The organism is Arenibacter sp. F20364 (assembly GCF_023015905.1).
Taxonomy (GTDB): domain Bacteria; phylum Bacteroidota; class Bacteroidia; order Flavobacteriales; family Flavobacteriaceae; genus Arenibacter.
Genome location: NZ_JALKBD010000004.1, coordinates 61669 through 85072, shown reverse-complemented (window position 1 = coordinate 85072; position 23404 = coordinate 61669). Strand labels below are relative to the sequence as shown.

Sequence of the window (23404 nt, the reverse complement as noted above, 5' to 3'; positions counted from 1 at the left end):
TCATTTTTACTAAAAGCCCTTTGTTTTTTACCCATTTGAAAGAGTATGTCCAAGATACCTTTGTCCTGTAATTAATACAGAATAATTATCAACCTAAAACATACTATTATGGACTACAAAAACTTTCAAACATTTACAGCAGAACAAAAAGGAGGAATTTTAACAGTTGAAATCAACTTTGGACCGGTAAACGTACAAGGGCAAGAAATGCTTGCCGATTTAAACAGTCTTTGTTTGCGATTAGAGCGTGATAGAAGCGTAAAAGTAGTTGTTTTTGAATCATCAAATCCAGATTATTGGGTGTGTCATTATGATACCAACTTGCTTAAAGACATGTCTACTGAAGCTGTTCCAAGAAACGAAGTACAGTTATTGGACCTACAATCGGTTTTAGAACGCTTAAGCAAAGTACCACAAGCAACTATAGCAAAAATTGAAGGTTTTGCTCGTGGTGGCGGACACGAAATGGCGTTGGCTTTAGATATGCGTTTTGCAGCCAGAGGAAAAGCCAAGTTTATGCAAATGGAAGTAGGTATGGGCATTTTACCATGTGGAGGTGGTGCGTCTCGTATGGCAAGACAAGCAGGGTTAGGAAAGGCTTTAGAAATTATTTTAGGCGCAAGGGATTGGGATGCAGACGAAGCTGAAAAATTCGGAACTATAAACAAAGCTTTGGATGCTGATAAAATAGGGCCATATGTAGATGCATTGGCAGAACGTATATCAAAATTCCCGGCAGATTCTATTGCGGCTAGCAAACGTGCGGTGTATGCATCAATTGACCTACCCATAAAAGAGGCCTTAAAAGAAGAAGCATACCAATTGTTTCAAGCTACAAGTAAAACACCTGCAATAAAAAGATTTGCATACGCAGATGAAAACGGTGCTCAGTTTGACCATAACAACCAAAAGAATTGGGAACAAATGGTAATGGATATTCAAGAAATAAATTAATAGAATAAGAATTATAATTAAATAAGAAAGATTGATATGAAAGCAATGTTATTGAACAGTTACGGAGAAAATGCAGCATTTACAGCAACTCAAATTGAAAAATCAAAAGTAAAAGTAAATCACCTATTGGTAAAAATAGAGGCATCCAGTGTAAATACTATTGATATGATGATTAAAAATATGGGGACGGATTTACCATTGTCACCAGCTTTGCCAGCTTTATTAGGTATGGATTTCTCAGGAACCGTAGAAGCGGTTGGCGATGGTGTTGAAGGTTTTAAGGTAGGGGATGATGTCTACGGTTGCGCGGGCGGTCTGGGCGATTTACCAGGCACCTTAACAGAGTATATTGTAGCTGATAGCAAGCTTGTTGCACACAAACCAAAAGGCTTGACCATGCGCGAAACTGCTGCGTTACCATTGGTAGCTATTACGGCTTACGAAGGTTTGACCAGGGCAGGTGTAAAAGCTGGTCAAAAAGTACTGGTGCACGGTGGTTCCGGAGGTGTTGGGCACTTGGCCGTACAATTGGCCAAATATTTCGGCGCCGAAGTATTTGCCACCGGTACAGGCAACAACCAAAAAGCAATCGTAGAGAAATTTGGTGCTACCTTCATCGATTTTAAAACCGAAAAGGTAGCAGATTATACCGCTAAATATACCGATGGTGGTTTTGATGTTGTTTTTGATACCGTTGGTGGTCCAAACCTTACCAATTCTATTGAAGCAGTTGCCTTAAATGGACACATTTCTACTACGGTTTCTTTATTAGAAATCGATTTAACTCCGTTACACTTTAAAGGTGCATCATTACATGTGGTATTTATGCTGATTCCCATGCTGCACAACTTTAAAAGGGACGTACACGGGAATGTTTTAGAGCGTTTGGCCGAAATTTCCAACGAGGGACACTTAACTCCGATAGTCGATGAAAACCGATTTTCATTGGAGCAGGTGGGTGATGCCTATGCACACCTAGCTAGTGGTACTGCCATTGGTAAAGTAGTAGTTGAAAACTAAAAATAATAAGGATATACAATGTGTCCTTACTATTGGTTAGTAATGTTAAATGCCTCTTTTTGAGGCATTTTTCATATGCAGCTTCGGTCAACCTTGTTTTTTACCGAAACTACCCTTTTTGTTACCAAAGGCCAACAGGTGTTTGCACTTAATTTTGCTTTAAATAACAAGTACAATAAAAAGTATCAAGCTTAAAAAAATAAAAGATGAAAACAAAAACAAATACAAATGCACTCGCAGCAGCTCGTGCGCTTGGTTTATCTACTCGAGAAGCCTCGATAAAACGAGAAGCCTCTGTCTCACAATTTTGGAATAGCAACCGAAATTTACTCGAAGAGGCATGGGCCGAATGGGAAATGGAAAACAAGGATAATTTACTAGTTCCTGATGAAACCTTGCTTGACCCACGCTTGCGACAAGCGGTTAATGAGGCATGGGGAAACCCGGAAAAAGAAAATGCTGTTGCCGATTTATGGGAAGAAATTATTCCTGGTGTTTATTCAGCACAATTTTTTGACCTTGAGCGCTTGGCGGAATTTCGTACTTATTTAGAAGCTGTAGTAAATTCACAAATTCCCAAACGAGCTCCTTATGGTATACAATTAAATCGTTATGGAATGATGCTCGATCTACGCTCGGAGGGACATCTGGCTGCACCTAATTTTCAGGCGTTTTACAACGATATCATGGACCGTTATATGCGTCCTATCGCCCGTTTGTTACTGGGCACTTATGGCTACGATAACCAAACCTTTGGTTTCTCAATCCAGTACAACCCGGATAAGGATAAGGATTTGCACGCGCACACCGATGCTTCGGCCGCCACCTTAAATATCAATATCAATTTACCCGATGAAGAATTTACGGGATCACAAGTTGATTTCTATGATAAAACCACTGGAAACACGGTACAAACCATTTTTGAACCGGGTAAGGCCATAATTCACAGGGGTAACGTACCACACGCTACACACCCGATTACCAGTGGGCAGCGTAGTAACTTGGTAGTATGGCTATACGGCGACCAAATGCAAATACCTCGAGGTAGTACAAGTAGCTACGGTAGTGTTGGTAACTCCTTATCCAAAGTTGTTACAGAGGAAAACATCACTGCCCGCCAGCGTTGGAGTTTACCAGATGGTCCCAAAGACACCATTGCACCGTTTTAAAAAGACCGGAATCATTTTATCCACTAAAAAAAATACCTGAAATTGTAGTAGTGAACGTACTGCTACAATTTCATAATGAACAACAACAAGAAAGATCATGAAAAAACACATACTCATCACAGGAAGTACGGACGGTATAGGCAAACTATTGGCCTTGCGCTTGGCCAAGGAAGGACACTTTGTGGCTGTCCACGGTAGGAACCAAGCAAAATTGGCATCCACAGTAAAGGAAATTAAGGAGCAATCCGATAATGGGAAAATAATCGGTTTTCTAGCCGATTTTTCGGATCTGGAGGAAGTAAGGAAAATGGCAAAGGAGGTTTCTGATGAAATGCCAAAAATCGATGTACTGGTAAACAATGCGGGTATTCTTAGTAGTAGAACGAATACCGCTTCTAATGGTATGGATATTCGTTTGGTGGTAAATTATTTGGCGCCCTATGCATTGACAAATGCCGTTACGCCCCTATTAAAAAAGGCCGATGCTTCTAGAATCGTAAACCTGAGCTCCGCCGCGCAAACCTCTGTTTCCCTTGACGCTTTACAAAGCAATGTCGGCCTGGGTACCAATGAGGCCTATGCGCAAAGCAAGTTGGCATTGACCATGTGGAGTTTTTATTTGGCGGAAAAAGAACCTTCTATCACTATAGTAGCGGTAAACCCTGGTTCTTTATTAAATACCAAAATGGCATACGAAGCCTACGGGCAGCACTGGTCGCCCGCAGAAAAGGGAGTGAATATCCTGTATGACCTAAGCATGACCGACAAGGCCAGGACAAAGGCCTATTTCGACAATGATAAAGGCGGCTATGGAGATGCCCACCCCGATGCCTATGACAAAGTTAAAATAAGGCAACTTATAGCAGTAACCAATGAAGTTTTGGGCAATCCAGTTCCCTAAATAATTGTACGTTCATTCTATGTTTAAGTCCTATGCCATCCATTTGCTAAATCCGGAAATTTTGCCCAAACGTACCGATCCGTGCCCAAACATGCTTAACCCTACCCATGGGAGCAACCTTAAATAACTAATATTGTTCATGGCTTTTTGTAGTAAATAAATAAAAATGTGGGAGTGGGGTAGTTATATTGACAGCCTTAAGAATGCATTTCCCCCTTTTTTTGGTAGAGGTAGAAATTATGGATCAATTTTTCTTGGTAACTATAAAATTCGTTTTTATTATCTTTATAAAAAGTGTGGTAAGATTATTTTTATATTATACGCTGTAATCACCAATTTATACTGGGGACCTATGATTGCTTTGTGCCCAGAATATTCAAGATCTTATAGTCAAGTTTAATTGCACACATGCCATTGAAGTCTGAAGTTTAGGCTGATGAGGGTTCTCTGGTCATTATTGATGTATGGTTTATGATAGGGAAATTATCCATATCCAGGAACGGTATGAAAATTTAAAGCAACTCTGAAACACCCCAAGCCCCGGTAATAGTTCACAAACAATTTATGTAAGAGCTACTATGGTCAGCTTCAAGGTATATGGAGTTATAACATGAAGATTAAGAAGTAGGGCAGTAGGTACCAGTATAACAATCAAGCTGTAGTACAGCTCCATAGAATATAATAATTAAACCCCCGAAGAAAAAGCATATGAAGAATTTTGAGCCCATTAACAAAGCATACAACAGCGTATTTCAGCCCGATGAACTGAGCATTGGAATAACAGTGCCTATAGAGAACTACGATCAAGGGCTTATGCCCACTATGGAACATCATTTAGAACGCGCCGAATTATTGGACGAATTGGGCTTTAAGGCCCTTTGGATTCGCGATGTACCCTTTAACGTACCCTCTTTTGGCGATGCTGGTCAGATGTTTGATCCCTTTACCTATTTGGGATTTCTGGCAGCCAAAACCAAAAAAATTGCATTGGGTATTTCCAGTATTGCATTGCCATTGCACCATCCGGTACATGTGGCGAAATCCGCTGCCACCATAGACCAGCTTTCAGGTGGTAGGTTGTTGTTGGGAGTAGCCTCCGGTGACCGATTTGATGAATATCCCGCTATGGGAATCGAATATGAAAACCGTGGGGAATTGTTTCGCGAAGCCTTCAAATATATTCGTGGGGCACAACAGAGCTACCCTGTATTGGAAACCAAAAATTATGGCGATTTAAAAGGGGATATTGATATACTTCCAAAAGCAAAAAACCATAAAATTCCCTTGTTGATGACCGGCTTTAGTCAACAGTCCTTGGAGTGGAATGCCAAAAACGCAAATGGGTGGATGTACTATCCCAGGGATCCCGGACAACAGAAAAACAGAATTGAAGAATGGCGGGCTTTGGTTGCCGCAACAAGTTTATTTGACAAACCTTTTATGCAACCCTTATATGTTGATCTTCAAGAAGACGATAGTTTTAAGCCAGAACCCATTCATTTGGGCTTTAAGACGGGTGTTAATTATTTGAATACCTATTTATATCATTTAAAATCTATTGGTGTAAACCATGTAAGTATAAATCTAAGGTTCAATTCCAATAGAATGGAACGCACCTTGGAGCGACTGGCAGAAAAAGTATTGCCAGAATTTCAAAAGAACAAAAAGTCAGCAAAAATATAAGTAGCAAAACAATAGTTGTCAAAGGAACACGGACGGCATGGTTATATTTGCCGTAATACAATTGCCTACACAAGCCTATTGGTAACATTGGGGACCAGACGAAAAGGGGGGCGATCTATTAGTGGTCCTGGCCAATTCAGAAAGTATTTTGACAAGGTTAAGGGAGAAGAAAGAAGAGTATTTGCTCCAGCACATCCTGATGCCTGTGACGAAGGTAAAATAAGGCAACCTTTTGGGATTGGGAATAAAATTTTGTGCCATCCATAGGTCTGATTCAATTTTAAATAGCTTATGACCATTATGTTGACTATTCATATTAATCTAGATATTGCGGTTATTCTACGGTAATAGGATTGGTTCAATTGAATGTCATATGCGGACATTTCTTATGTTTCACTTAAAAGAGTAGGCCATTCGCTGATTTTATAAAATCCATCAACATTATATTAACATCTTTGTAAGGAAGTATTAGTCTTTAAAGTATATAATGATGAGAAAGGTAAACTTTTTGTTTTTATTAATTATGCAACTATTGCTGTGGTTTTCCTGCTCCGACGATGCTGTACAAGATACATCGGCCGGGGAAGAAATAATAGATGGCGAGACCTATGTGGAAATCTATTCCGATACCGACTTTGAAGCTGCGGACTGGACTGATGATACCCATAGTAAATCAGCAGACCCTAATTTTGAAGAAGTTTTTGAGGATGACGCAGTAAAACGTTTGGATATTGTAATTAACCAAGAGCGTTGGCAGAGTATGTTGGATGATATGACATCAATGTACGGAGTTTTTGGTGGTAGTGGAGGTCCCGGTGGTGGCCCCGGGGGTGGAGGATTGACAGATGTTGATGAAGATCCTATTTTTGTCCCCAGCGATATCATGTATAATGGCAAGGAATGGTATCGGGTAGGGGTACGTTTTAAAGGCAATTCCAGTTTACAGTCCAGCTGGACCAGCGGCATCTTAAAATTATCCTTTAAGCTGGATTTTGATGAATTTGAGGATCAATACCCCCAAATAGACAATCAACGTTTTTATGGTTTTAAGAAATTGAGTTTGAAAAATAACTATAATGACAAATCCATGCTAAGGGAAAAGGTAGCTACGGATGTTTTCAGGGATGCTGGGATAGCGAGTTCACACGCAGCATTTTATACCGTTTATGTGGATCATGGCGATGGACCCCAATATTTTGGAGTTTATACCTTGGTCGAAGAAGTGGATGACACGGTGATCGATACCCAATTTTCCGATAATGATGGTAATTTATACAAACCGGATGGTACTGGGGCCAGTTTTGCCCAAGGCACCTTTACCGAAGATGTATTTGTAAAGAAGACCAATGAAGATGAGGCCGATTTTAGTGATGTACAAAGTGTCTTCGCAGCATTGCATTCATCGGAAAGAACCACGGATCCTGCAACCTGGCGTGCCGATTTGGAAAGTGTTTTTGACACCGATACCTTTTTGAAATATTTGGCGGTCAATACAGTTATTCAAAATTGGGATACTTATGGCAGAATGACCCATAATTATTATCTGTACAACAATCCCGACACGGAAAAATTATCATGGATTCCATGGGATAACAATGAAGCCCTACAGGAAGGGAACCAGCAGGGGGCGTTAAACTTGGATTTTTCGGATTTGAATGATACGGAATGGCCATTGATAGGATACCTGTATGAAGATGCCACCTATAGAGCAAAGTATGATACCCATGTACGGGATGTAGTGGATAATGCCTTTAATATTAGTGATATGCAATCCAAATATACAACCTATGGGGCATTGTTAGAACCCTACGCCAACCTTGAAGTTTCTGGCTATTCATTTTTAAGTTCAAGTTCGGACTTTCAGGCAGCCATAAACCAATTAAATAGTCACGTTAGTGCACGTACCACAGCAGTAAATAATTATTTAAATGATTAAATATTTTTTGGTTGATGAACCTTCAGGTTGATTAGTTTTTATTGTTCCCCCGATGAAGATCCGGCTACTCGTAAGGGTAGCCGGATTTTTGGTTTATTGAGATATATTTGGTAGTTGAAATTACAAACCCAAAATTTTGTAAATTCGTTGTACGCTATATGACAAGGGATATAATCGATATTAACGACTTTATTATTTTGGTAGAAGAAGCCAAGGTAAATGTGGCTACCATAGATTCATGCTATTTTGAAGAACCTTTGATTGCTGTTGCTTTTTATGGCTCCGGCAATGTTGATTTAAAGGTGAAATATGGGGATAAACAAAAGGACTTTAATCATACCAAGGGTTTGGCACTTTCATTTTTTGCAAATGATAAAGTAGAATTCGTACATACGGTCTCCTCCTCCAAGCCTTTGGAATGCTTGGTTATAGCCACCTCTATAAAAGCCTTGGATAAACTTCCCAATGAAGAAGGCGAGCTTTTTGGGGAAATGCTGGATCAGTTGGTGAACCCTTCGGATCATTATGTGGAGGGGCCGAGTTTTATTATGACGCCGGAAATGCAGACTATTGTTGATTCCTTATTTAATATTCAATATCAGGGCAAAACCAAAATGATGTTTTTCCGAAGTCAGATAACAACACTGCTTTCCCATTTTTTCGGTCAGTTGGCCAGCTTGCAAACAGACAACCTAAGGATTCAGGAACGTAAAAAACTCAATCAGGCCAAAGAAATCCTATTGCAGAATATTGACAATCCCCCTTCACTGAACGAAATTTCCAAACAAATTGGATTGAACACCTTTAAACTAAAAAAGGACTTTAAGGCATATTTTGGTGTTCCCGTTTTTAAATACCTTCAGAACGAACGTTTGACCCTGGCCCATAAATTGATCCGCAATCAAGATGCCACCGTTCAGGAAGCGGCATGGCATGTGGGCTATGAAAGTTTAAGCTCTTTCTCCAATGCTTTTGAAAAAAAGTTTGGGTATAGACCTAGTCAGATCAAGTAGCCTCCTTTTAGAACAAATCTTTCTCCATTTGGGACAAACCTCCCAGAGCGCATTGAAATAATTTTGACATGTAACTTTTAAACTAAAAAGTCATGAAAATTAAACGTGCTCTGCTTATCGGTATTGCCATATGGATTATCGCAATACTATTTTATTCAATTTCTTACTATGTCCCGGTTTTGGAAAATGCTGAGACACAGGCAAATCTTGTGTTGTTTGCTGTAGTCATACCATTGGTGTGGTGGGGTTGTTCCTTCTACTACAGGAAAGAAAAGGATACACATGGTTATTTGGTGGGCCAAACACTGTTGTTGACTGCTGTTGTATTGGATGCCTTGATCACAGTCCCGTTCTTCATAATTCCAACAGGAGGAAGTCACTATAGCTTCTTCACATCTTTAGGATTCTGGATCATAGCTCTCGAATTTTTATTGGTAGCGGTATTGTACTGGTATGCCAAAATACACTCTAAAAAAACAGTTTCAAAACTATAAGGCTATGGAAATCACAATTGAAAATATAGGGATTACCACATTGATATTGCTAACCGGCTTATCGGCAGGTCTATGTTTCACCTGGTCCAATGCCATTACCCCGGGGATTGGCAGACTGAACGATCCTGGCTATTTAATGTCCTTTCAGCAAATGAACAGAACAATAATAAACCCCTTATTTTTGCTGGTCTTCTTTGGACCTTCCATTGTGGGGGCTATTAATCTATATCTCTTTAAAAATGCACCAAGCCCATTAATCTGGTCATTGATCTTAGGGATAGCAATTTATTTTTTCGGAGTTGTTTTGGTAACCATATTTGGTAATGTACCTCTAAATGAGGTGTTGGATAAAACCGACTTAAATTCTGCCAGTATTGAAGAGCTTAGACAATTGAGGGAAAGGTTTGAGGTAAAATGGAATCGCCTGCATCTCATCAGGACCTTGAGTTCCATAATTTCATTCCTGCTTCTTTTGATCGGCCTTTTTCAAGTCTCCAAATACAACATTCAATAGATAAACCTAATCATTATAAACATAAACATAAACATAAACGTAAATAAAAATGGAAAACATGAACAACATTTTAGTCATCGGCGGGACTGGAAAAACCGGCCAAAAAGTAGTGAAAAGATTAAGCGAAGCCGGACATAACGTTAGAATTGGCTCTAGATCGGCAACTCCGGCCTTCGATTGGGAAAATCCTGAAACGTGGTCTCAAAGCATGGAAGGAATGGATAAAGTATATATTACATTTCAGCCAGACTTGGCCGTGCCCGGAGCTTTGGAAGCCATTGAGGAGTTAACCAAAAAAGCGAAACAAAGCAATGTAAAAAAGTTGGTTCTTTTGTCGGGAAAGGGAGAAAGGGAAGCCGAACTGTGTGAACAGGTGGTGATACATTCAGGATTGGATTACACCATTGTTCGGGCCAGTTGGTTTAATCAAAATTTTAGTGAAAGCTTTTTCTTGGAACCCATTTTGGAAGGTTTTGTAGCCTTGCCACAGGCAGAGGCCAAAGTACCCTATGTGGATACCGATGATATTGCCGATGTGGCCGTAGCAGCCTTGTTGGGCGAGGAGCACAATGGAAAAATTTATCAGCTTACAGGGCCTAGGCAGCTTACTTTTAAGGAAGTGATCCAAGAAATCTCGGATGCCACTGGAAGGGACATCGCATTTACACCTATTGCCTTACCGGCCTACACCCAAGTGATGAAACAACAGGGGGTCCCTGCGGATTTTGTTTGGCTTATAGAGTATCTATTCTCTGAAGTACTAGGAAATCCCAACAATGCCGAGATTACCCATGATATAGAAAAAGTGTTGGGAAGAAAACCCAAGGACTTTTCCCAGTACGTGAAGGAGACCGTAGCGACCGGAATTTGGAATACTAAGGTTGGGACCCTTTAAAATTGGGTAATGGATAGACGTGTATTGGGCATTATTTTGCTAATTTCCTTATTTCTCTTAGCGGGGTCTGGTATATTAATGTATTTCAGGCCCTTTGAGAAAAGTGTGGCGTGAGTCTTTGCCGTATTGGTCACACAAACGGGGTATTAAGGCGGAGGACGGACTCTACATGCCCATGGGCAACTCGGCAGATATTGATGCCAATTCCGGAGCAACACCTACAGGCAATTTTATAATCCACGCCAATAGCGAAATAGCAAAGGGGAATTATAAAATACTGATGGAGTTGAATCAGTCTTATGATTGGAACGAGTTTTATACGAAGGACAAATTTCCTGAGGACGAAATTTATTCAGGCTCTGGACAGGTAGGTCAACCATCCTTAATATATGCCTCCGAAATAGCTCCCAAGGATTTTGATGCAAAGACCTATAAATTGATGGAGCTCATAGGTCACGGCCATTATTCTGGAAAAAATGGAGGTTTATATGAAGACCTTTCGCAAATAACTACCGCAAAGCAAATTGCCGATCGCATTATAATAACTATACAATAATGAAATTTAACACGATTAAACTAGAGGATATAGCCATTAGAACTGTAATCTATCCTGGAGATTTAGGTTATATAATATACAGACATGGGGCAATGTATGCCAAGGAATACAATCACGGGGTTTCTTTTGAAGTCTATGTGGCAAAAGGAATCTGTGAGTTTTACCAAAATTATGATGCCAATAAAGACAGGGTTTGGCTATGTGAGCATAAGGGCAAGATCATTGGAAGTATTTTTCTGCAGCATAGAGAGCATAGAACAGCGCAGTTACGATTTTTCTATTTGGAAAGTAAGTATAGAGGATTGGGTCTGGGCAAATTATTAATGGGTCTTTTTATGGATTTCTATAGGGAATGTGGTTACACTTCTTCTTACCTCTGGACCACTGATGAATTGGATACTGCTGCAGGATTATACCAAAAGCACGGATATGTACTACAACAAGAAGTAAAAACAAAGGTATTCGGAAAGCCATTAATAGAACGTAAGTATCAGTTGGGGTAGCTGCTGACAAACAATTAGGATTTAGGAAACGGGAGAGGGTGAGTTTGTATATTGGTCAATAATTTTATAAAATTCGCTTACAGCTCTTTTTTCATAGATGTCTTTGGCGGAAATAATCATCCCCTTTCTCATCAAAGCGGGTTGAATAATTGGGACGGCTATTATTGAGTCGTAATCTTGAATAGTTGTTTTTGCTAAAATTGTATAATATTTGCCTGATTTTACCAGATCCAAAAGCATAGGGATATCGTTTACTTCTATAGAAATATTTAAATTTAAATTCTTCTTTTTAAAAACGTCATCAATGTACTTTCGAGTACTAAATCCTTTGGCAGGTAAAGCCAACGGTAAATTCTCAATATCCTTTACTCTTATCTTATTAACCTTCTTTAAGTCAGATTCAGGGGAACCTATTAACACCATAGGGGAATCAAATAATGGCTGGTATTGGTGACTATTGTTTTTTTCGAACTCTTCAAAGGACAAAATAAAATCCAATTCAAAATTGTCCAATTTTTGTAGAAGTTCTTCAGAAGTACCATAAACAATATGTACCAAAATTTTTGGGTATAAAGCTAAAAATTGTTTTACCGTTGTAGCTATCACTTGCCTTAATGCAAAAGTGACCCCAATTTTCAGTTCACCGGTTTCCATATTATTTAAATCCTTTAACATTTGAAAACCGTTGTTGGCACTAGTAACACTTTGTAAGGCATAGTCATGAAATAATTCCCCAGCTTCGGTAAGCTTTATTCTCTTTCCAATGCGTTCAAACAACGGAGTACCTAATTCAATTTCCAATTGTTTTACCTGCTGTGATAATGTACTTTGACTTATATGCAGCACTGATGCGGCTGCTGTGAAGTTCAACAATTCTTTAGCTCTTAAGAAATATTTTAACTGTCTTAACTCCATTTTATTAATCGGTTTTATCGATTGATGTTATCGAAAAATAACGTTTTACAAATTTAGAACTTATCGTGAACTTTGTCTCAAATAAAAACATCTAATATTTAAAAAATGAAAGAAACAATTATTTTATGTCTCATATTCTTCCATGTAGGAGTATTTGGACAGCAAGTGGAGCCCGAAGTGGAAAACGAATTTATTGGCTCTTGGTCCCTCGTATCTATCACCAACATTTATGAAAACGGCAGCAAGGTTGAGCCTTATGGTCAAAATCCTGATGGATTATTAATATTTGATGCAGACGGAAACTATGCCACTCAAATATTGAAGAAGAACAGGCCATTAATAGCATCTGGCAACAAAAACACCAGTACGGCTGAAGAAAATGCTGCAATAGTTAAAGGTTTTAATGCCCACTACGGCAGATACTCCGTAGATCCCAGTACTGGAATAATGGCTTTTAATATTCTACATGCATCCTTTCCTAATTGGGAAAACAAGATTCAAAAAAGAGCTTTTAGCTGTCATAATGGAGTGCTTACATACAAGGTAACAAATACAACACAAGGCGGCAATGCTGTAATAGCAGAGGTGGTTTGGAAAAAGAGAAATTAAAGACTAGGGGGGGGGGGCATGGGAATACATCCCGAATTATAATTAGGTATTATGATCAACAATCATTCAAAAGCTGCGTTTGGCATCCTTTATTTTATTGGTTTTGCCCACCTTATCAACGATTTAATTCAGGGTGTTATTCCTTCCATTTATCCTTTGTTAAAAGAAAAGTATCAGCTATCGTTCATACAAATTGGATTAATAACTTTTGCTTTTCAGTTTACTGCTTCCCTATTGCAACCATTAGTGGGGCGTTATACGGACAAACGCCCCAAAATATATGCGTTAATTTATGGATTGGGCTTATCTGCCTTTGGGGTTTTGTTGTTGTCTTATGCCAGTAGCTTTTACGCGATACTTGCAGCCTGTATTTTAATGGGTGGGGGCTCGGCCATTTTTCATCCGGAATCCAGTCGAATTGCTAACCTGGCATCTGGCGGAAAGATAGGAGTGGCACAATCAATCTTTCAAATTGGAGGTAATTTAGGGACCGCACTAGCTCCTTTGATGGTAGCTCTTATTGTTTTACCGGATTCTCAGGATTTAATTATTGTATTTATGTTACCATTAATTTTGGGGTTGCTGGTACTTAAGGAAATTACCGTCTGGTATAAAAGGTATTTGGACGGTGTTAAATCAAGAAAAATAATTTCCCCATTGGTAAGTGTCGGCTTTTCCAAAAGAAAAACAAAATTGGTATTCGGTATACTGTTGGTAATAATTTTTTCAAAATTTATTTATGCGGCAAGCCTATCCAATTATTACACCTTCTATTTAATTGAAAAGTTTGACCTTACCATAGAGCAAGCACAAATACATCTATTTGTCTATTTATTTTCCTATATGTTGGGGACGATCATTGGGGGACCAATTGGAGATAAATTTGGAAGGGTATATGCTATATGGTTTTCTGTTTTGGGGGCTATACCGTTTACATTGGTGTTACCTTATATGAATCTTATTTATACTGATATTTTTATGGTCATTATAGCGTTGATAATGGCCTCTGCATTCCCAGCAATTATTTCATATGCCCAAGAATTGCTGCCAAACAAACTTGGGGTAGTTTCTGGTTTGTTTTACGGTTTTGCTTTTGGGGTCGCCGCTATTGGATCCGCAATAATCGGTGTTTTGGCTGACTACACCTCGATTTATTTTGTGTATCAAATTTGTTCTTTCCTGCCTTTAATAGGCGTTGTTTGCTTTTTCTTGCCCAATTTAAATCCTAAAAAAGTAAGATTGCTCTCTTCAACCCCTTAGAAGAAATAACAATGCTTTTGGAACAAATAGTTCTACCTCTAGAACAATATGTTTTTATTTTTTAAAAGCATCTTTGCTACAGGAACTAAAAAAATAGAAGATATGCCACACTTTGTAATAGATTGCTCAGAAAACATTATCAATTTGAAAACTCCGAAAGAGATTATTCAAAAGGTCTATGATACCGCCGAGTCTACGGAACTTTTTGACGAAGGGGATATTAAGGTGAGGATCAACCCTTACAAGCATTATACCATTGGGAATACAAACAGTGATTTCATTCATATTTTTGCCAATATTATGGAGGGTAGGACCAAGGAGCAAAAAAGTTTTCTGTCCAGGAGAATTATTAGCGAGTTAAAATTAATGTTCCCGGAAGTTCCCATTCTATCTATGAACATTCGAGATTTTGAGAAAGCAACCTATTGTAATAAAACCATGGTTTAGGCCGATAATGAACTCCTGCCATATTTTATGAATAAATCATAAACCATGTTCACGTTATAAGAAAATATATTTAGTGAATTAATTTTTATTAAAGACGGACGACCTATTATTTAAAAAGGTCTTTGGTGATTTGGAAAGATTCTAATCGTTTTTCAACAAAAAATAAAACAATTATCAATAATAGAAAAAACATAAGATGAATGAAGACGAAAAATTAAAAATACTAAAATTGAGTTGGGAGTTACATAATCAAGTTGAAACCAGTTACTTGAATAATCCGGCAAATAAGGACGATAAGGAGTGGTTGGAAAAACAACGTATGCTTTTGGCCGATATGGCGCTACATTTATTGCAAACATCTATCAAACCGGGTGAAATTAAATTGGATAGATTGCGCGATAATTTACATGCCATATTAACTATAACTGATCAGTTTTTACCAAACGCTAATCTTAAAAAGGCTACTGAAAAATTGTACGACAATGAATAATCAAAAGACAAGGTCAATCATTACATTCAGTATCCTTCTTTATGCCATTGTGGTTCCATTTTTGGAAATCAATGCAACCCATGTTTTCAATCCAAATTGGACTCCCCATGTTAGAATTCATGAGGTATGGCAATTAATTACCAATTCGTGTATTGGGCTTTTCTGCTTATGGTTGGTGTGGGTCAAAAAGGAAACAAGGGTAAGTGCAATTTTAAGTTTGCTAATCACTGGAGGCTTTTTGTTGGCATTTGCCTTAAAAGACTCTTACGGAGGCTCCATGAAATATTTGGATGGAAATGAAAAAACATTTTTGGGAATCAATATTGGGCTTCTAGGGTTTGGGATAGCTTTTATCTTACTCTTAATTACTATTCCAATTAAAAAGAAACTCAAACAATGATTTTCTTAATCCTCAAAAACAACAATATGAAATATAAAAAAATCACATCCATTTTTTTGACTTTCCTATTGACCTTTATTTCTTGCCAGAATAGCATAAAATCAAATCTCACCTTACTTGGAGATCAAATCCCAACAGATACTCCTTTGGTTTTTGGACCGCGTATTATTTCCACTGACGCTGCCATGGAATTCGCAATAACCTTCAGTCCTCAAATGGACGAAATGTATTTTACACGTCGTAGACCAAAAGAGAGAAATAATATTTTTGTCACAAAATTAGTTGATGGTCAGTGGGCAGAACCAGATATAGCATTTTTTTCGTCAGAGGATACATGGGATTTTGAACCTCATATCAATCCAAAAGGCGATGTACTTTATTTTGGAACTAATAGGCCACTTAACGATACTATTGCATCATCGGGAATACATGAATGGCATATTAAGAAAAACAAAAACGATTGGAGCCCACCAAAGCTTGTGGCAGAACTATTTAAAGATAGGTTTATAATGTTTGTAACCTCTTCAGAGAATGGCAACTTGTATTTCAACTCTGAGGAATTAGGGGCTAACCCCGACGATGAGCTTAGTATTTATTATGTTGTTAATAATGAAGGTCGATATACGGATTTTATAAAAATGGGTAAGGAAATAAATTCTGGAACCATGATAGCGCACCCCTTTATAGCACCCGATGAAAGCTATATGATATTTGATGGTATCAGGTCGTCCGGATATGGGGACTGTGATTTATATATCAGTTTTAAGGAAAATGGAGTCTGGACCAAATCCTATAATTTGGGGCCTGAAATAAATACAGAAATGTGCGAGATGACCGCGAGTGTTTCACCTGATGGAAAGTATCTATTTTTTCACAGAGGAGGAGGGGATATGGGAGATATTTATTGGGTAGATTTCCGACTGGTATTGGAAAGATTAAAAAAAACTGGAGGAAGTAAAGTATTGTGATGAAATTTAGAAAAGCAACAAAGAATGATGTTCCGGCCATTGTAGAAATGATTGCCGATGATGAGTTGGGAAAAACTCGGGAAGATTTCAAAACACCCTTGCCTGAGGAGTATTACAAGGCTTTTGCGAACATAGTTCAGGACAACAACCAGGAACTCATTGTGGTTGAAAATGAAGCTGGGGAGGTAGTGGGCACCTTACAACTTTCCTTTATACAATACCTCACTTATCGTGGAGGTGTCAGGGCACAGATTGAAGCGGTACGGATTAGGAAGGACCAAAGGGGAACAGGTCTCGGCACCGAAATGTTCCATTGGGCCATAGGCAGGGCAAAAGAAAGAAAGGCCCATGTATTGCAATTGACCACGGACAAGAAAAGGCCCAAGGCGATAGCTTTTTATACAAAATTGGGGTTTAAGGCCAGCCATGAAGGGATGAAGATGCATTTTTGATTGCCACCTCTTGGACATATACACTATCCTTCTAAATAAAGGTTACCGAACAATATAGATTAATGGTCCTTGGTTTCGTAAATGGGGATTTCCCTTAGTACGTCATGGACCATTCCCATTAAATCTGTTAAAATTTCATATTCATAGATAGAAATCCCGCGAACGTCTATTTGCTTTCATAATTCTTTAGGGTACCAATACCTTTATCCTGTTAATACGTTGAAACGTCCACGTATTAAGAACCATTAGAACCTTAAATCTTAGAGTTTATGAAAACATTTAATAGAATATACACCTTATCAATTTTAATTGCCCTTGCTTTTGTTACACAAGCAACTGCGCAATCTGTTGGTAACTCAAATTCCAGATCCAACAGTGGTACCAAGTCCGCAACGATCAAAAAAACGGTTAAGAACAGAGTACCGAGTACAAAGGTCACTTATAAAACTCCAATGAAAAAAGTTGTTTCGGTACGTTCGGTGCCCGATAGAAAAGTTATCGAGCATAACGGACAGAATTACTATTATGCCAATAACAAGTATTACACACAATCCAGGGGAAGGTATATTGTAATTGCTCCTAAAATAGGATTCAGAATAAGCAGCTTACCTGCAAAATACAAGCGGGTTAGTTTTAATGATTACAATTATTACAATGCCCAAGGGGTCTTTTATGTTCAAATGAATAATGAATATGAAGTGGTAGAACCCGAAATAGGAACCATGGTGTATGAGCTTCCGGATGATTATGAAAAAGTAGCCATAAATGGAAAGGAATATTACGAATATTCCAGCATCCTTTATGAAAAAGTACAAGTAGATGGCAGTAGGGCCTATGAAGTAGTAGGCTTTATAGATATGGAATAAAGATGGTTAGATTGGTTAATTAGTGAATGGGAGGGTAATTGATTTTTTAATTATCCTCCTTTTTTTGTGCTGTGGACTTATGTGAATACTGCGAAATAAGCAACCCATGATTTTTTACATTCTAAAATTGGATGTTTTTGGAAGTTGGGCCCAATTAACTTGATAATCCTTTTGACACAAAAGATTTTTTTAGTAATTTTATAGATGAACCTACAAACGTAAAATTGCATAAATATTTGATTATCAAATATTTAACAATGCTTATTTCCCGCCCTTCGTTTATACTGTAATTATTATACTGTTTTCCTCCCGTATAGGTCTAAATAGTATTTTATTCCCAAGAAAATATTATTGTCGGTCTTTTTAAACATTTCAAACATCTTTAAAATTATCTTCAAATGAAAACGTATTTCCTTGCTTTGATTTTTTTGGGGGCGAATGCCCTTACCTATTCTCAGGACGCTATAACCTATGCTCATTTTAGGGCTCCTAGACCTGTCAGTCCATCTGTGGTCAATACGACACTTACAAACACGGTCAATGCCAAATTTATGAAGGTATTGCGAAAAGATTACATGCCTATGCGGGCTAAAGCACTTCAAAAGCTGGTGGCAAATTATGATATTTCCAAAGCTTCAGTGTTTATGCCAAAGCAGAATTCTACCTATAAGGTGGTGATGAAAGAAAAGAAAGATGCCAGTACCACTGTATATAGTTACAATGGTATTATCCTTAAAAGCGAACAGACTTTCAAGAGCATTAGGTTACCCTACAATCTGAGTTCAAAAGTTATAAAGGAACATCCTGGCTGGGCTATAGACCAAGTGGATTGCCAGATCCTGTATGAAGTCAACGAAAACCCTTTAATTACATATAAGGTAAGACTTAAACAAGGAAAGGATACCAAAAACCTTGAGCTTTCTATTTAATCCTCTTTTACTGCGATTAGAGCATACAATTGCTTTTTTTTTGGCTTCAATTTTAGGTGGCTGTCTTTTACCTTATTGATAAGTACTACTTACCGGAGTTGGGGCATATGGATTAAAACTAGATGACATTACATTAAATTCTTTTGGCCATTATCACGAGATTCGTCAGAAAAGAATAACTATGGATAATGTACTGGTTTGCCATATTTTCTTTGAGAAACTTGAAAAAGAGAATTTATTTACTTCTTTAGCACAAGGTAAGACAGGAATTGAAGCTCAGGAGAGGTAGTTGTTCCTTTAAACAGGCATTAAACTTATAAGAATTAGTTAAGAAATTATATTTTTTGTTTAATAATAACTATATTTAGTTAAACATTTTGAATTATATTTTAACTAAATATCCAAAAGCCATGAATTATTTATTGATTGCGCTTCAATGCATTGTCGCTTTTAGTATTCTAAATGTGTGGCTTGTCCAAAACAAAAAGGCTACCCCATGGCGGGGAGGCAATGCTACGACCATTATAGAGGAATTTAAGGTATATGGACTTCCGGTATGGATGTGCTATGTGGTAGGCACTTTGAAAGTAATATTCGCCATTGGTCTCTTTGCCGCTATTTGGGTTCCTGAACTGAGACAAATATCGGCACTAGGTCTTGCTGCGCTTCTGATTGGGTCTATAGCAATGCATATTAAAATAAACGATCCATTAAAAAAATCCTTCCCGGCTTTCTTGTTTCTGTGCATGTGCCTCATCATTGCTTTCCCGCTCTAGAAAACATTGTATTATATTGCTCTTATGAGAAGTAGAAAAATAAGGGCATTTATAAGCGCATAGAAGAGGGAGGGGGCAGACTTAAAAAAGTTGTCCCTGATTCTCAAACGAACTATGAAACCTAATATCATTAGGATAGAAAGTCCTCCTGCGGCTAAGGCGTGGACCATTGAATCGTAATAATAACCAAAGACCAACCCTCCAGATCCCGATAACTGTAAGACTCCTACAATTTTTCTAAACTTAGCAAGTCCATATCTTGTATATTCCGCCTTCATTTCAGGGGTAATGAAACATGCTATTCCAAAGAATAGAAATGAAATTACCGAAAAGAAAGACAAACCGGTTAAGAAACCCATAAATATTATAAAAAAAGTATACGGTAAGGCTACGTCTTATATTAATTCGTTCAATTTAAGTGGTTAGAATAATAAGAGGTAATCTTTTCTTTTACAAAGTAAGTCAACCTAAAACGTTCTTCTATAATTATTTTGTTTAATGCTTTGTTAATTATATTAAACAAAAAAGTATTCTGCTTACCTTTATCATATACTTAAAAACTTAAGAAACTATGAGCACATTTAAAACACTTGGTGTTTTGGCAATAGCGGGATTATTATTTATGTCCTTTAGCCAAAACAAAAATGAAATTAGAGAGGAAAGAGACTTAGAACAAGCTGATTCCAATATTGTGGAGGTTGCCGCGGGCAATGACGCCTTTTCAACTTTGGTAGCGGCGGTAAAAGCGGCCGATCTGGTGGGCACATTGAGCAGCGAAGGTCCCTTTACGGTATTTGCACCAACCAATGACGCATTTGGAAAATTAGCTGATGGTACTGTGGAAAGTCTATTATTGCCAGAGAACAAAGAAACTTTGACCGGTATTTTGACATATCACGTTGTATCCGGAAAATTTGAGGCTGCACCCGTTATAGAGGCTATTAATGCGAATAATGGAAAATTTACCGTAACTACCGTTCAAGGTGGGAGTTTGGATTTAAGTTTAAAAGATGGCAATGTAATCTTAACGGATGCCAAGGGCAGAATGGCCACAGTAGTAATTGCGGACGTAGCGGCCTCCAACGGTGTAATTCATGCCATAGATACGGTGGTAATGCCATAACAGATTGATTTTGGAAATTAAAATTGGAAAGCTATTACTTTACGGTAATGGCTTTTTTGCTGTTATATATATATTTGGGAAACCAAAGTCGTTTACTTCAAAAGATTATTAGGGATCAAAGAAAACCATATTGCCGGAAAATCGTTTTTGAAAGTCGAACCTAACTCAAATATTCAACGGGATGGATTTATTTAATCATCCACCCACAGATTGGAAAATTTGGGATAAATGTTAGACAAACTTTAGATCATATGATATAAGGTCAGGAGTTAGAAGTTCTAGTGCAGTATTGAGGTTTACCAGTGACTGCAAATATTTTATATATTTGACAGATCATATCCTAAACAAATGAAAAATCTTTACTACTTCCCTATACTTATTTGCTTGCTTGTATGCTGCAAAAACGAACCGTCCGTAAAAAGTGATTCTCAAACTGTTGAGAGAACAGTAGTTTTTGAGGGTATTACAGACTCCATTAAACCAGGTGATAATTTCTTCGACCACGTTAACAGAACATGGTTCAACGAAGCTGTTATTGCAGAAGATCAGGTAGGAGTGGGGTCCTACCGTTTTCTAAATATTCCACAACAGGAACTACTGCAAAACATTTTAAAGGAAGTTTCCTCAGGGGAATATCCCAAAGGCAGTATTGAACAACAGCTGGGAGATTTTTATGCTTCCGGTATGGATACCCTTGTCATAGACCAAAGAGGGGCTACTCCTATAGTGCCCATATTGGAAAGAATAGAGACCATATCCAATATTCCTTCTATAATGGATTTTGTGGCGACCCAAATAAAATCTGGGGATTATTCTCTAATATCGGCATACGTATCACCCGATGAGAAAAACAGTGCCATCAATATATTGCATTTTACTCAAACAGGTTTGGGGTTGCCGGACCGCGATTATTATTTTGAGGAAGACCCTTCGGTAAAAAAGATCCAGGAGGCTTATAAAACCTACCTTAAAACCCTTTTTGAATTGGTGGGAGATCAGAATGCAAGCCAGCAGGCCAATACGGTATACGACATTGAAAAGCGGTTGGCGAAATCCCATAAAACAAGGATAGAAAGAAGAGTGGTCCAGGAAAACTACCATAAACTTTCTGTGGCTGGTTTGGATAAAACCCAGGGAAACATTGGATGGACTGCGATGTTGGTAAATTTAGGAGCCGAGGTGGATTCTGTTGATATTGGTCAGCCTGCCTATTACGAAGCCTTAAATATGGCGTTGGCCTCCATACCTATAGAGGATTGGAAGTTGTATTTAAAAGCACACTCCATTAAATCTCACGACAATATTTTAAGTACCCCTTTTCAAAACGCTGCATTTGAATTTACCAAGGTATTATCCGGGCAATCTGAGCAACAGGCCCGTGCAAAGTTAATGACACGCCGTGTAGATCAGCAAATTGGTTTTGCCCTAGGGCAATTATATGTAAAGCGCTACTTTAATGAAGATGCCAAAAAGCGCGCCTTGGAACTTGTCAATAACTTTCAGAAAACCTTGGAAAAGCGTATTCAGCAGCTGGATTGGATGAGCGATAGCACAAAGGTTAAAGCTTTGGACAAACTCTACGCTATAAATAAGAAAATAGGATATCCGGATGTGTGGCGTACCTATGAGGTGGACATAGATAGGGGCAAGTTCTTTGAGAATGTTGTCGCCTTACGGCAAAATGAATTTCAGTATGAATTGTCTCAACTCAATAAAGCGCCCAACAGGGATGAGTGGCATACCACTCCCTCTACGGTTACGGCCTACTATAATCCATCCTTAAACGAAATTGTATTTCCGGCAGGAATCCTGCAGTCGCCCTATTTTGATCTTTATGCCGATGATGCAGTGAATTACGGTGGTATTGGTATGGTGATAGGTCATGAATTCACCCATGCCTTCGACGATCAAGGGGCACAATACGATAAGAATGGAAATATCTCCAATTGGTGGACAGAGGACGATTACACGCAATTTAAGGCCAAAACCCAACAAATTGTGGAGCAGTACAATAAATTTACCGTCTTGGATAGTGTGTACCTCAAAGGAGCGTTAACGGTGGGCGAAAATACAGCAGATAATGGAGGGATTGCTATTGCCTATGATGCCTTTAAGTTAACAGAACAAGGTGGGAACACTACCAGGATTGGAGGCTTTACTCCAGACCAGCGCTTCTTTTTATCCATTGCACGTATATGGCGGGTTAAAATGCGCGATGAGTTTTTACGAAATTATGTGGCCACTGATCCACATTCTCCGCCCAAATGGCGTGTTAATGGCCCTTTAATGAATTTTACCCCCTTTTATGAGGCTTTTAATTTGAAAGAGGGCGAAGCCAATTATAAGTCCGAATCAGAAAGAATTAAGATTTGGTAAGGGATCAATACTCAGCCACATAACTATCCATTGAGTAATTTTCAGAGAGGGCAATAGCGTTCACTTGCTCAATTTCATTTTTCTAAAACACATGGAATATTAGCCTATTTGCAGAACGAGCTGTAAAGTCCAAGACCAAATTAAAGTCTTTATGA

General features: G+C 38.3%; 26 protein-coding genes. 24 read left to right on the top strand and 2 right to left on the bottom strand.

Annotation, left to right across the window (positions count from 1 at the left end):
* Positions 1 to 108: 108 nt before the first annotated feature.
* The 12 genes from MWU84_RS04275 to MWU84_RS04220 all read left to right on the top strand — a co-directional run bounded on the left by MWU84_RS04275 (position 109) and on the right by MWU84_RS04220 (position 11638).
* A complete protein-coding gene (locus MWU84_RS04275) occupies positions 109 to 954 on the top strand; it encodes an enoyl-CoA hydratase/isomerase family protein (RefSeq protein WP_246898651.1) in 846 nt (281 codons plus the stop codon).
* A 36-nt stretch (positions 955 to 990) separates the two neighbouring features.
* Positions 991 to 1974: a zinc-dependent alcohol dehydrogenase family protein gene (locus MWU84_RS04270; RefSeq protein ID WP_246898648.1), complete on the top strand. Its 984-nt coding sequence runs from the start codon at positions 991 to 993 to the stop codon at positions 1972 to 1974.
* 206 nt (positions 1975 to 2180) lie between these two features.
* Entirely contained in the window at positions 2181 to 3143 is a 963-nt protein-coding gene (locus MWU84_RS04265) for a 2OG-Fe(II) oxygenase (RefSeq protein ID WP_246898645.1), read from the top strand.
* A 97-nt stretch (positions 3144 to 3240) separates the two neighbouring features.
* A complete protein-coding gene (locus MWU84_RS04260) occupies positions 3241 to 4044 on the top strand; it encodes an SDR family NAD(P)-dependent oxidoreductase (protein WP_246898643.1) in 804 nt (267 codons plus the stop codon).
* Positions 4045 to 4752: 708 nt separating this feature from the next.
* Positions 4753 to 5727 carry an LLM class oxidoreductase gene (locus tag MWU84_RS04255; RefSeq protein ID WP_246898641.1) on the top strand — a complete coding sequence of 325 codons (975 nt, stop codon included), beginning with the start codon at positions 4753 to 4755 and terminating at the stop codon, positions 5725 to 5727.
* Between the two features lie 487 nt (positions 5728 to 6214).
* Positions 6215 to 7663, top strand: a complete 1449-nt coding sequence (locus MWU84_RS04250; RefSeq protein WP_246898638.1) for a CotH kinase family protein — start codon at positions 6215 to 6217, stop codon at positions 7661 to 7663.
* A 158-nt stretch (positions 7664 to 7821) separates the two neighbouring features.
* A complete protein-coding gene (locus MWU84_RS04245; RefSeq protein WP_246898635.1) occupies positions 7822 to 8676 on the top strand; it encodes an AraC family transcriptional regulator in 855 nt (284 codons plus the stop codon).
* A 92-nt stretch (positions 8677 to 8768) separates the two neighbouring features.
* On the top strand, positions 8769 to 9170 hold the full coding sequence (locus tag MWU84_RS04240) for a DUF5367 family protein (RefSeq protein ID WP_246898633.1): 402 nt from the start codon (positions 8769 to 8771) through the stop codon (positions 9168 to 9170).
* A 4-nt stretch (positions 9171 to 9174) separates the two neighbouring features.
* Positions 9175 to 9684 (top strand): DUF1772 domain-containing protein, encoded by a 510-nt coding sequence (locus MWU84_RS04235; protein WP_246898629.1) that lies wholly within the window; start codon positions 9175 to 9177, stop codon positions 9682 to 9684.
* 49 nt (positions 9685 to 9733) lie between these two features.
* Positions 9734 to 10579 (top strand): NAD(P)H-binding protein, encoded by an 846-nt coding sequence (locus tag MWU84_RS04230; protein ID WP_246898626.1) that lies wholly within the window; start codon positions 9734 to 9736, stop codon positions 10577 to 10579.
* Between the two features lie 94 nt (positions 10580 to 10673).
* Positions 10674 to 11135 (top strand): hypothetical protein, encoded by a 462-nt coding sequence (locus MWU84_RS04225; RefSeq protein WP_246898624.1) that lies wholly within the window; start codon positions 10674 to 10676, stop codon positions 11133 to 11135.
* Complete coding sequence (locus tag MWU84_RS04220; RefSeq protein WP_246898622.1) at positions 11135 to 11638, top strand: GNAT family N-acetyltransferase; 504 nt, start codon at positions 11135 to 11137, stop codon at positions 11636 to 11638. Before MWU84_RS04225 ends, MWU84_RS04220 begins: the two co-directional genes overlap by 1 nt.
* A gap of 21 nt (positions 11639 to 11659) precedes the next feature.
* Here the strand turns inward: MWU84_RS04220 and MWU84_RS04215 are convergent, their stop codons facing one another.
* A complete protein-coding gene (locus MWU84_RS04215; RefSeq protein ID WP_246898619.1) occupies positions 11660 to 12553 on the bottom strand; it encodes a LysR family transcriptional regulator in 894 nt (297 codons plus the stop codon).
* 105 nt (positions 12554 to 12658) lie between these two features.
* Here MWU84_RS04215 and MWU84_RS04210 point away from each other — a divergent pair, with 105 nt between their 5' ends.
* The 10 genes from MWU84_RS04210 to MWU84_RS04165 all read left to right on the top strand — a co-directional run bounded on the left by MWU84_RS04210 (position 12659) and on the right by MWU84_RS04165 (position 19750).
* Positions 12659 to 13162 (top strand): lipocalin-like domain-containing protein, encoded by a 504-nt coding sequence (locus MWU84_RS04210; protein ID WP_246898617.1) that lies wholly within the window; start codon positions 12659 to 12661, stop codon positions 13160 to 13162.
* 51 nt (positions 13163 to 13213) lie between these two features.
* Positions 13214 to 14422, top strand: coding sequence for an MFS transporter (locus MWU84_RS04205; RefSeq protein ID WP_246898615.1), 1209 nt, complete (start codon positions 13214 to 13216; stop codon positions 14420 to 14422).
* A 102-nt stretch (positions 14423 to 14524) separates the two neighbouring features.
* The gene (locus tag MWU84_RS04200; RefSeq protein WP_246898612.1) at positions 14525 to 14869 is read left to right on the top strand and encodes a 5-carboxymethyl-2-hydroxymuconate Delta-isomerase; all 345 of its coding nucleotides are present in this window, start codon (positions 14525 to 14527) and stop codon (positions 14867 to 14869) included.
* Positions 14870 to 15065: 196 nt separating this feature from the next.
* Positions 15066 to 15359, top strand: coding sequence for a hypothetical protein (locus tag MWU84_RS04195; RefSeq protein WP_246898610.1), 294 nt, complete (start codon positions 15066 to 15068; stop codon positions 15357 to 15359).
* On the top strand, positions 15352 to 15759 hold the full coding sequence (locus tag MWU84_RS04190; RefSeq protein WP_246898608.1) for a hypothetical protein: 408 nt from the start codon (positions 15352 to 15354) through the stop codon (positions 15757 to 15759). Before MWU84_RS04195 ends, MWU84_RS04190 begins: the two co-directional genes overlap by 8 nt.
* A 26-nt stretch (positions 15760 to 15785) precedes the next feature.
* The gene (locus tag MWU84_RS04185) at positions 15786 to 16727 is read left to right on the top strand and encodes a hypothetical protein (protein ID WP_246898605.1); all 942 of its coding nucleotides are present in this window, start codon (positions 15786 to 15788) and stop codon (positions 16725 to 16727) included.
* Complete coding sequence (locus tag MWU84_RS04180) at positions 16727 to 17179, top strand: GNAT family N-acetyltransferase (protein ID WP_246898603.1); 453 nt, start codon at positions 16727 to 16729, stop codon at positions 17177 to 17179. Before MWU84_RS04185 ends, MWU84_RS04180 begins: the two co-directional genes overlap by 1 nt.
* Before the next feature lie 269 nt (positions 17180 to 17448).
* Positions 17449 to 18045, top strand: a complete 597-nt coding sequence (locus MWU84_RS04175; RefSeq protein WP_246898600.1) for a DUF6515 family protein — start codon at positions 17449 to 17451, stop codon at positions 18043 to 18045.
* Positions 18046 to 18443: 398 nt separating this feature from the next.
* Positions 18444 to 18974, top strand: coding sequence for a hypothetical protein (locus MWU84_RS04170; RefSeq protein WP_246898598.1), 531 nt, complete (start codon positions 18444 to 18446; stop codon positions 18972 to 18974).
* A gap of 410 nt (positions 18975 to 19384) precedes the next feature.
* Entirely contained in the window at positions 19385 to 19750 is a 366-nt protein-coding gene (locus tag MWU84_RS04165; protein WP_246898596.1) for a DoxX family protein, read from the top strand.
* Between the two features lie 11 nt (positions 19751 to 19761).
* Here the strand turns inward: MWU84_RS04165 and MWU84_RS04160 are convergent, their stop codons facing one another.
* A complete protein-coding gene (locus MWU84_RS04160) occupies positions 19762 to 20109 on the bottom strand; it encodes a DoxX family protein (protein WP_246898594.1) in 348 nt (115 codons plus the stop codon).
* A 212-nt stretch (positions 20110 to 20321) separates the two neighbouring features.
* Here MWU84_RS04160 and MWU84_RS04155 point away from each other — a divergent pair, with 212 nt between their 5' ends.
* Both MWU84_RS04155 and MWU84_RS04150 read left to right on the top strand, forming a co-directional pair.
* The gene (locus tag MWU84_RS04155; protein ID WP_246898592.1) at positions 20322 to 20873 is read left to right on the top strand and encodes a fasciclin domain-containing protein; all 552 of its coding nucleotides are present in this window, start codon (positions 20322 to 20324) and stop codon (positions 20871 to 20873) included.
* Positions 20874 to 21221: 348 nt separating this feature from the next.
* Complete coding sequence (locus MWU84_RS04150) at positions 21222 to 23249, top strand: M13 family metallopeptidase (RefSeq protein WP_246898590.1); 2028 nt, start codon at positions 21222 to 21224, stop codon at positions 23247 to 23249.
* Positions 23250 to 23404: the final 155 nt, after the last annotated feature.

What these genes read in the sequence shown, in the direction of transcription:
- MWU84_RS04275 (WP_246898651.1), top strand. Translation starts at nt 109, where the DNA reads ATGGACTACAAAAACTTTCAAACATTTACAGCAGAACAAAAAGGAGGA.
- MWU84_RS04270 (WP_246898648.1), top strand. Translation starts at nt 991, where the DNA reads ATGAAAGCAATGTTATTGAACAGTTACGGAGAAAATGCAGCATTTACA.
- MWU84_RS04265 (WP_246898645.1), top strand. Translation starts at nt 2,181, where the DNA reads ATGAAAACAAAAACAAATACAAATGCACTCGCAGCAGCTCGTGCGCTT.
- MWU84_RS04260 (WP_246898643.1), top strand. Translation starts at nt 3,241, where the DNA reads ATGAAAAAACACATACTCATCACAGGAAGTACGGACGGTATAGGCAAA.
- MWU84_RS04255 (WP_246898641.1), top strand. Translation starts at nt 4,753, where the DNA reads ATGAAGAATTTTGAGCCCATTAACAAAGCATACAACAGCGTATTTCAG.
- MWU84_RS04250 (WP_246898638.1), top strand. Translation starts at nt 6,215, where the DNA reads ATGATGAGAAAGGTAAACTTTTTGTTTTTATTAATTATGCAACTATTG.
- MWU84_RS04245 (WP_246898635.1), top strand. Translation starts at nt 7,822, where the DNA reads ATGACAAGGGATATAATCGATATTAACGACTTTATTATTTTGGTAGAA.
- MWU84_RS04240 (WP_246898633.1), top strand. Translation starts at nt 8,769, where the DNA reads ATGAAAATTAAACGTGCTCTGCTTATCGGTATTGCCATATGGATTATC.
- MWU84_RS04235 (WP_246898629.1), top strand. Translation starts at nt 9,175, where the DNA reads ATGGAAATCACAATTGAAAATATAGGGATTACCACATTGATATTGCTA.
- MWU84_RS04230 (WP_246898626.1), top strand. Translation starts at nt 9,734, where the DNA reads ATGGAAAACATGAACAACATTTTAGTCATCGGCGGGACTGGAAAAACC.
- MWU84_RS04220 (WP_246898622.1), top strand. Translation starts at nt 11,135, where the DNA reads ATGAAATTTAACACGATTAAACTAGAGGATATAGCCATTAGAACTGTA.
- MWU84_RS04215 (WP_246898619.1), bottom strand. Translation starts at nt 12,553, where the DNA reads ATGGAGTTAAGACAGTTAAAATATTTCTTAAGAGCTAAAGAATTGTTG.
- MWU84_RS04210 (WP_246898617.1), top strand. Translation starts at nt 12,659, where the DNA reads ATGAAAGAAACAATTATTTTATGTCTCATATTCTTCCATGTAGGAGTA.
- MWU84_RS04205 (WP_246898615.1), top strand. Translation starts at nt 13,214, where the DNA reads ATGATCAACAATCATTCAAAAGCTGCGTTTGGCATCCTTTATTTTATT.
- MWU84_RS04200 (WP_246898612.1), top strand. Translation starts at nt 14,525, where the DNA reads ATGCCACACTTTGTAATAGATTGCTCAGAAAACATTATCAATTTGAAA.
- MWU84_RS04195 (WP_246898610.1), top strand. Translation starts at nt 15,066, where the DNA reads ATGAATGAAGACGAAAAATTAAAAATACTAAAATTGAGTTGGGAGTTA.
- MWU84_RS04190 (WP_246898608.1), top strand. Translation starts at nt 15,352, where the DNA reads ATGAATAATCAAAAGACAAGGTCAATCATTACATTCAGTATCCTTCTT.
- MWU84_RS04185 (WP_246898605.1), top strand. Translation starts at nt 15,786, where the DNA reads ATGAAATATAAAAAAATCACATCCATTTTTTTGACTTTCCTATTGACC.
- MWU84_RS04180 (WP_246898603.1), top strand. Translation starts at nt 16,727, where the DNA reads ATGAAATTTAGAAAAGCAACAAAGAATGATGTTCCGGCCATTGTAGAA.
- MWU84_RS04175 (WP_246898600.1), top strand. Translation starts at nt 17,449, where the DNA reads ATGAAAACATTTAATAGAATATACACCTTATCAATTTTAATTGCCCTT.
- MWU84_RS04170 (WP_246898598.1), top strand. Translation starts at nt 18,444, where the DNA reads ATGAAAACGTATTTCCTTGCTTTGATTTTTTTGGGGGCGAATGCCCTT.
- MWU84_RS04165 (WP_246898596.1), top strand. Translation starts at nt 19,385, where the DNA reads ATGAATTATTTATTGATTGCGCTTCAATGCATTGTCGCTTTTAGTATT.
- MWU84_RS04160 (WP_246898594.1), bottom strand. Translation starts at nt 20,109, where the DNA reads ATGGGTTTCTTAACCGGTTTGTCTTTCTTTTCGGTAATTTCATTTCTA.
- MWU84_RS04155 (WP_246898592.1), top strand. Translation starts at nt 20,322, where the DNA reads ATGAGCACATTTAAAACACTTGGTGTTTTGGCAATAGCGGGATTATTA.
- MWU84_RS04150 (WP_246898590.1), top strand. Translation starts at nt 21,222, where the DNA reads ATGAAAAATCTTTACTACTTCCCTATACTTATTTGCTTGCTTGTATGC.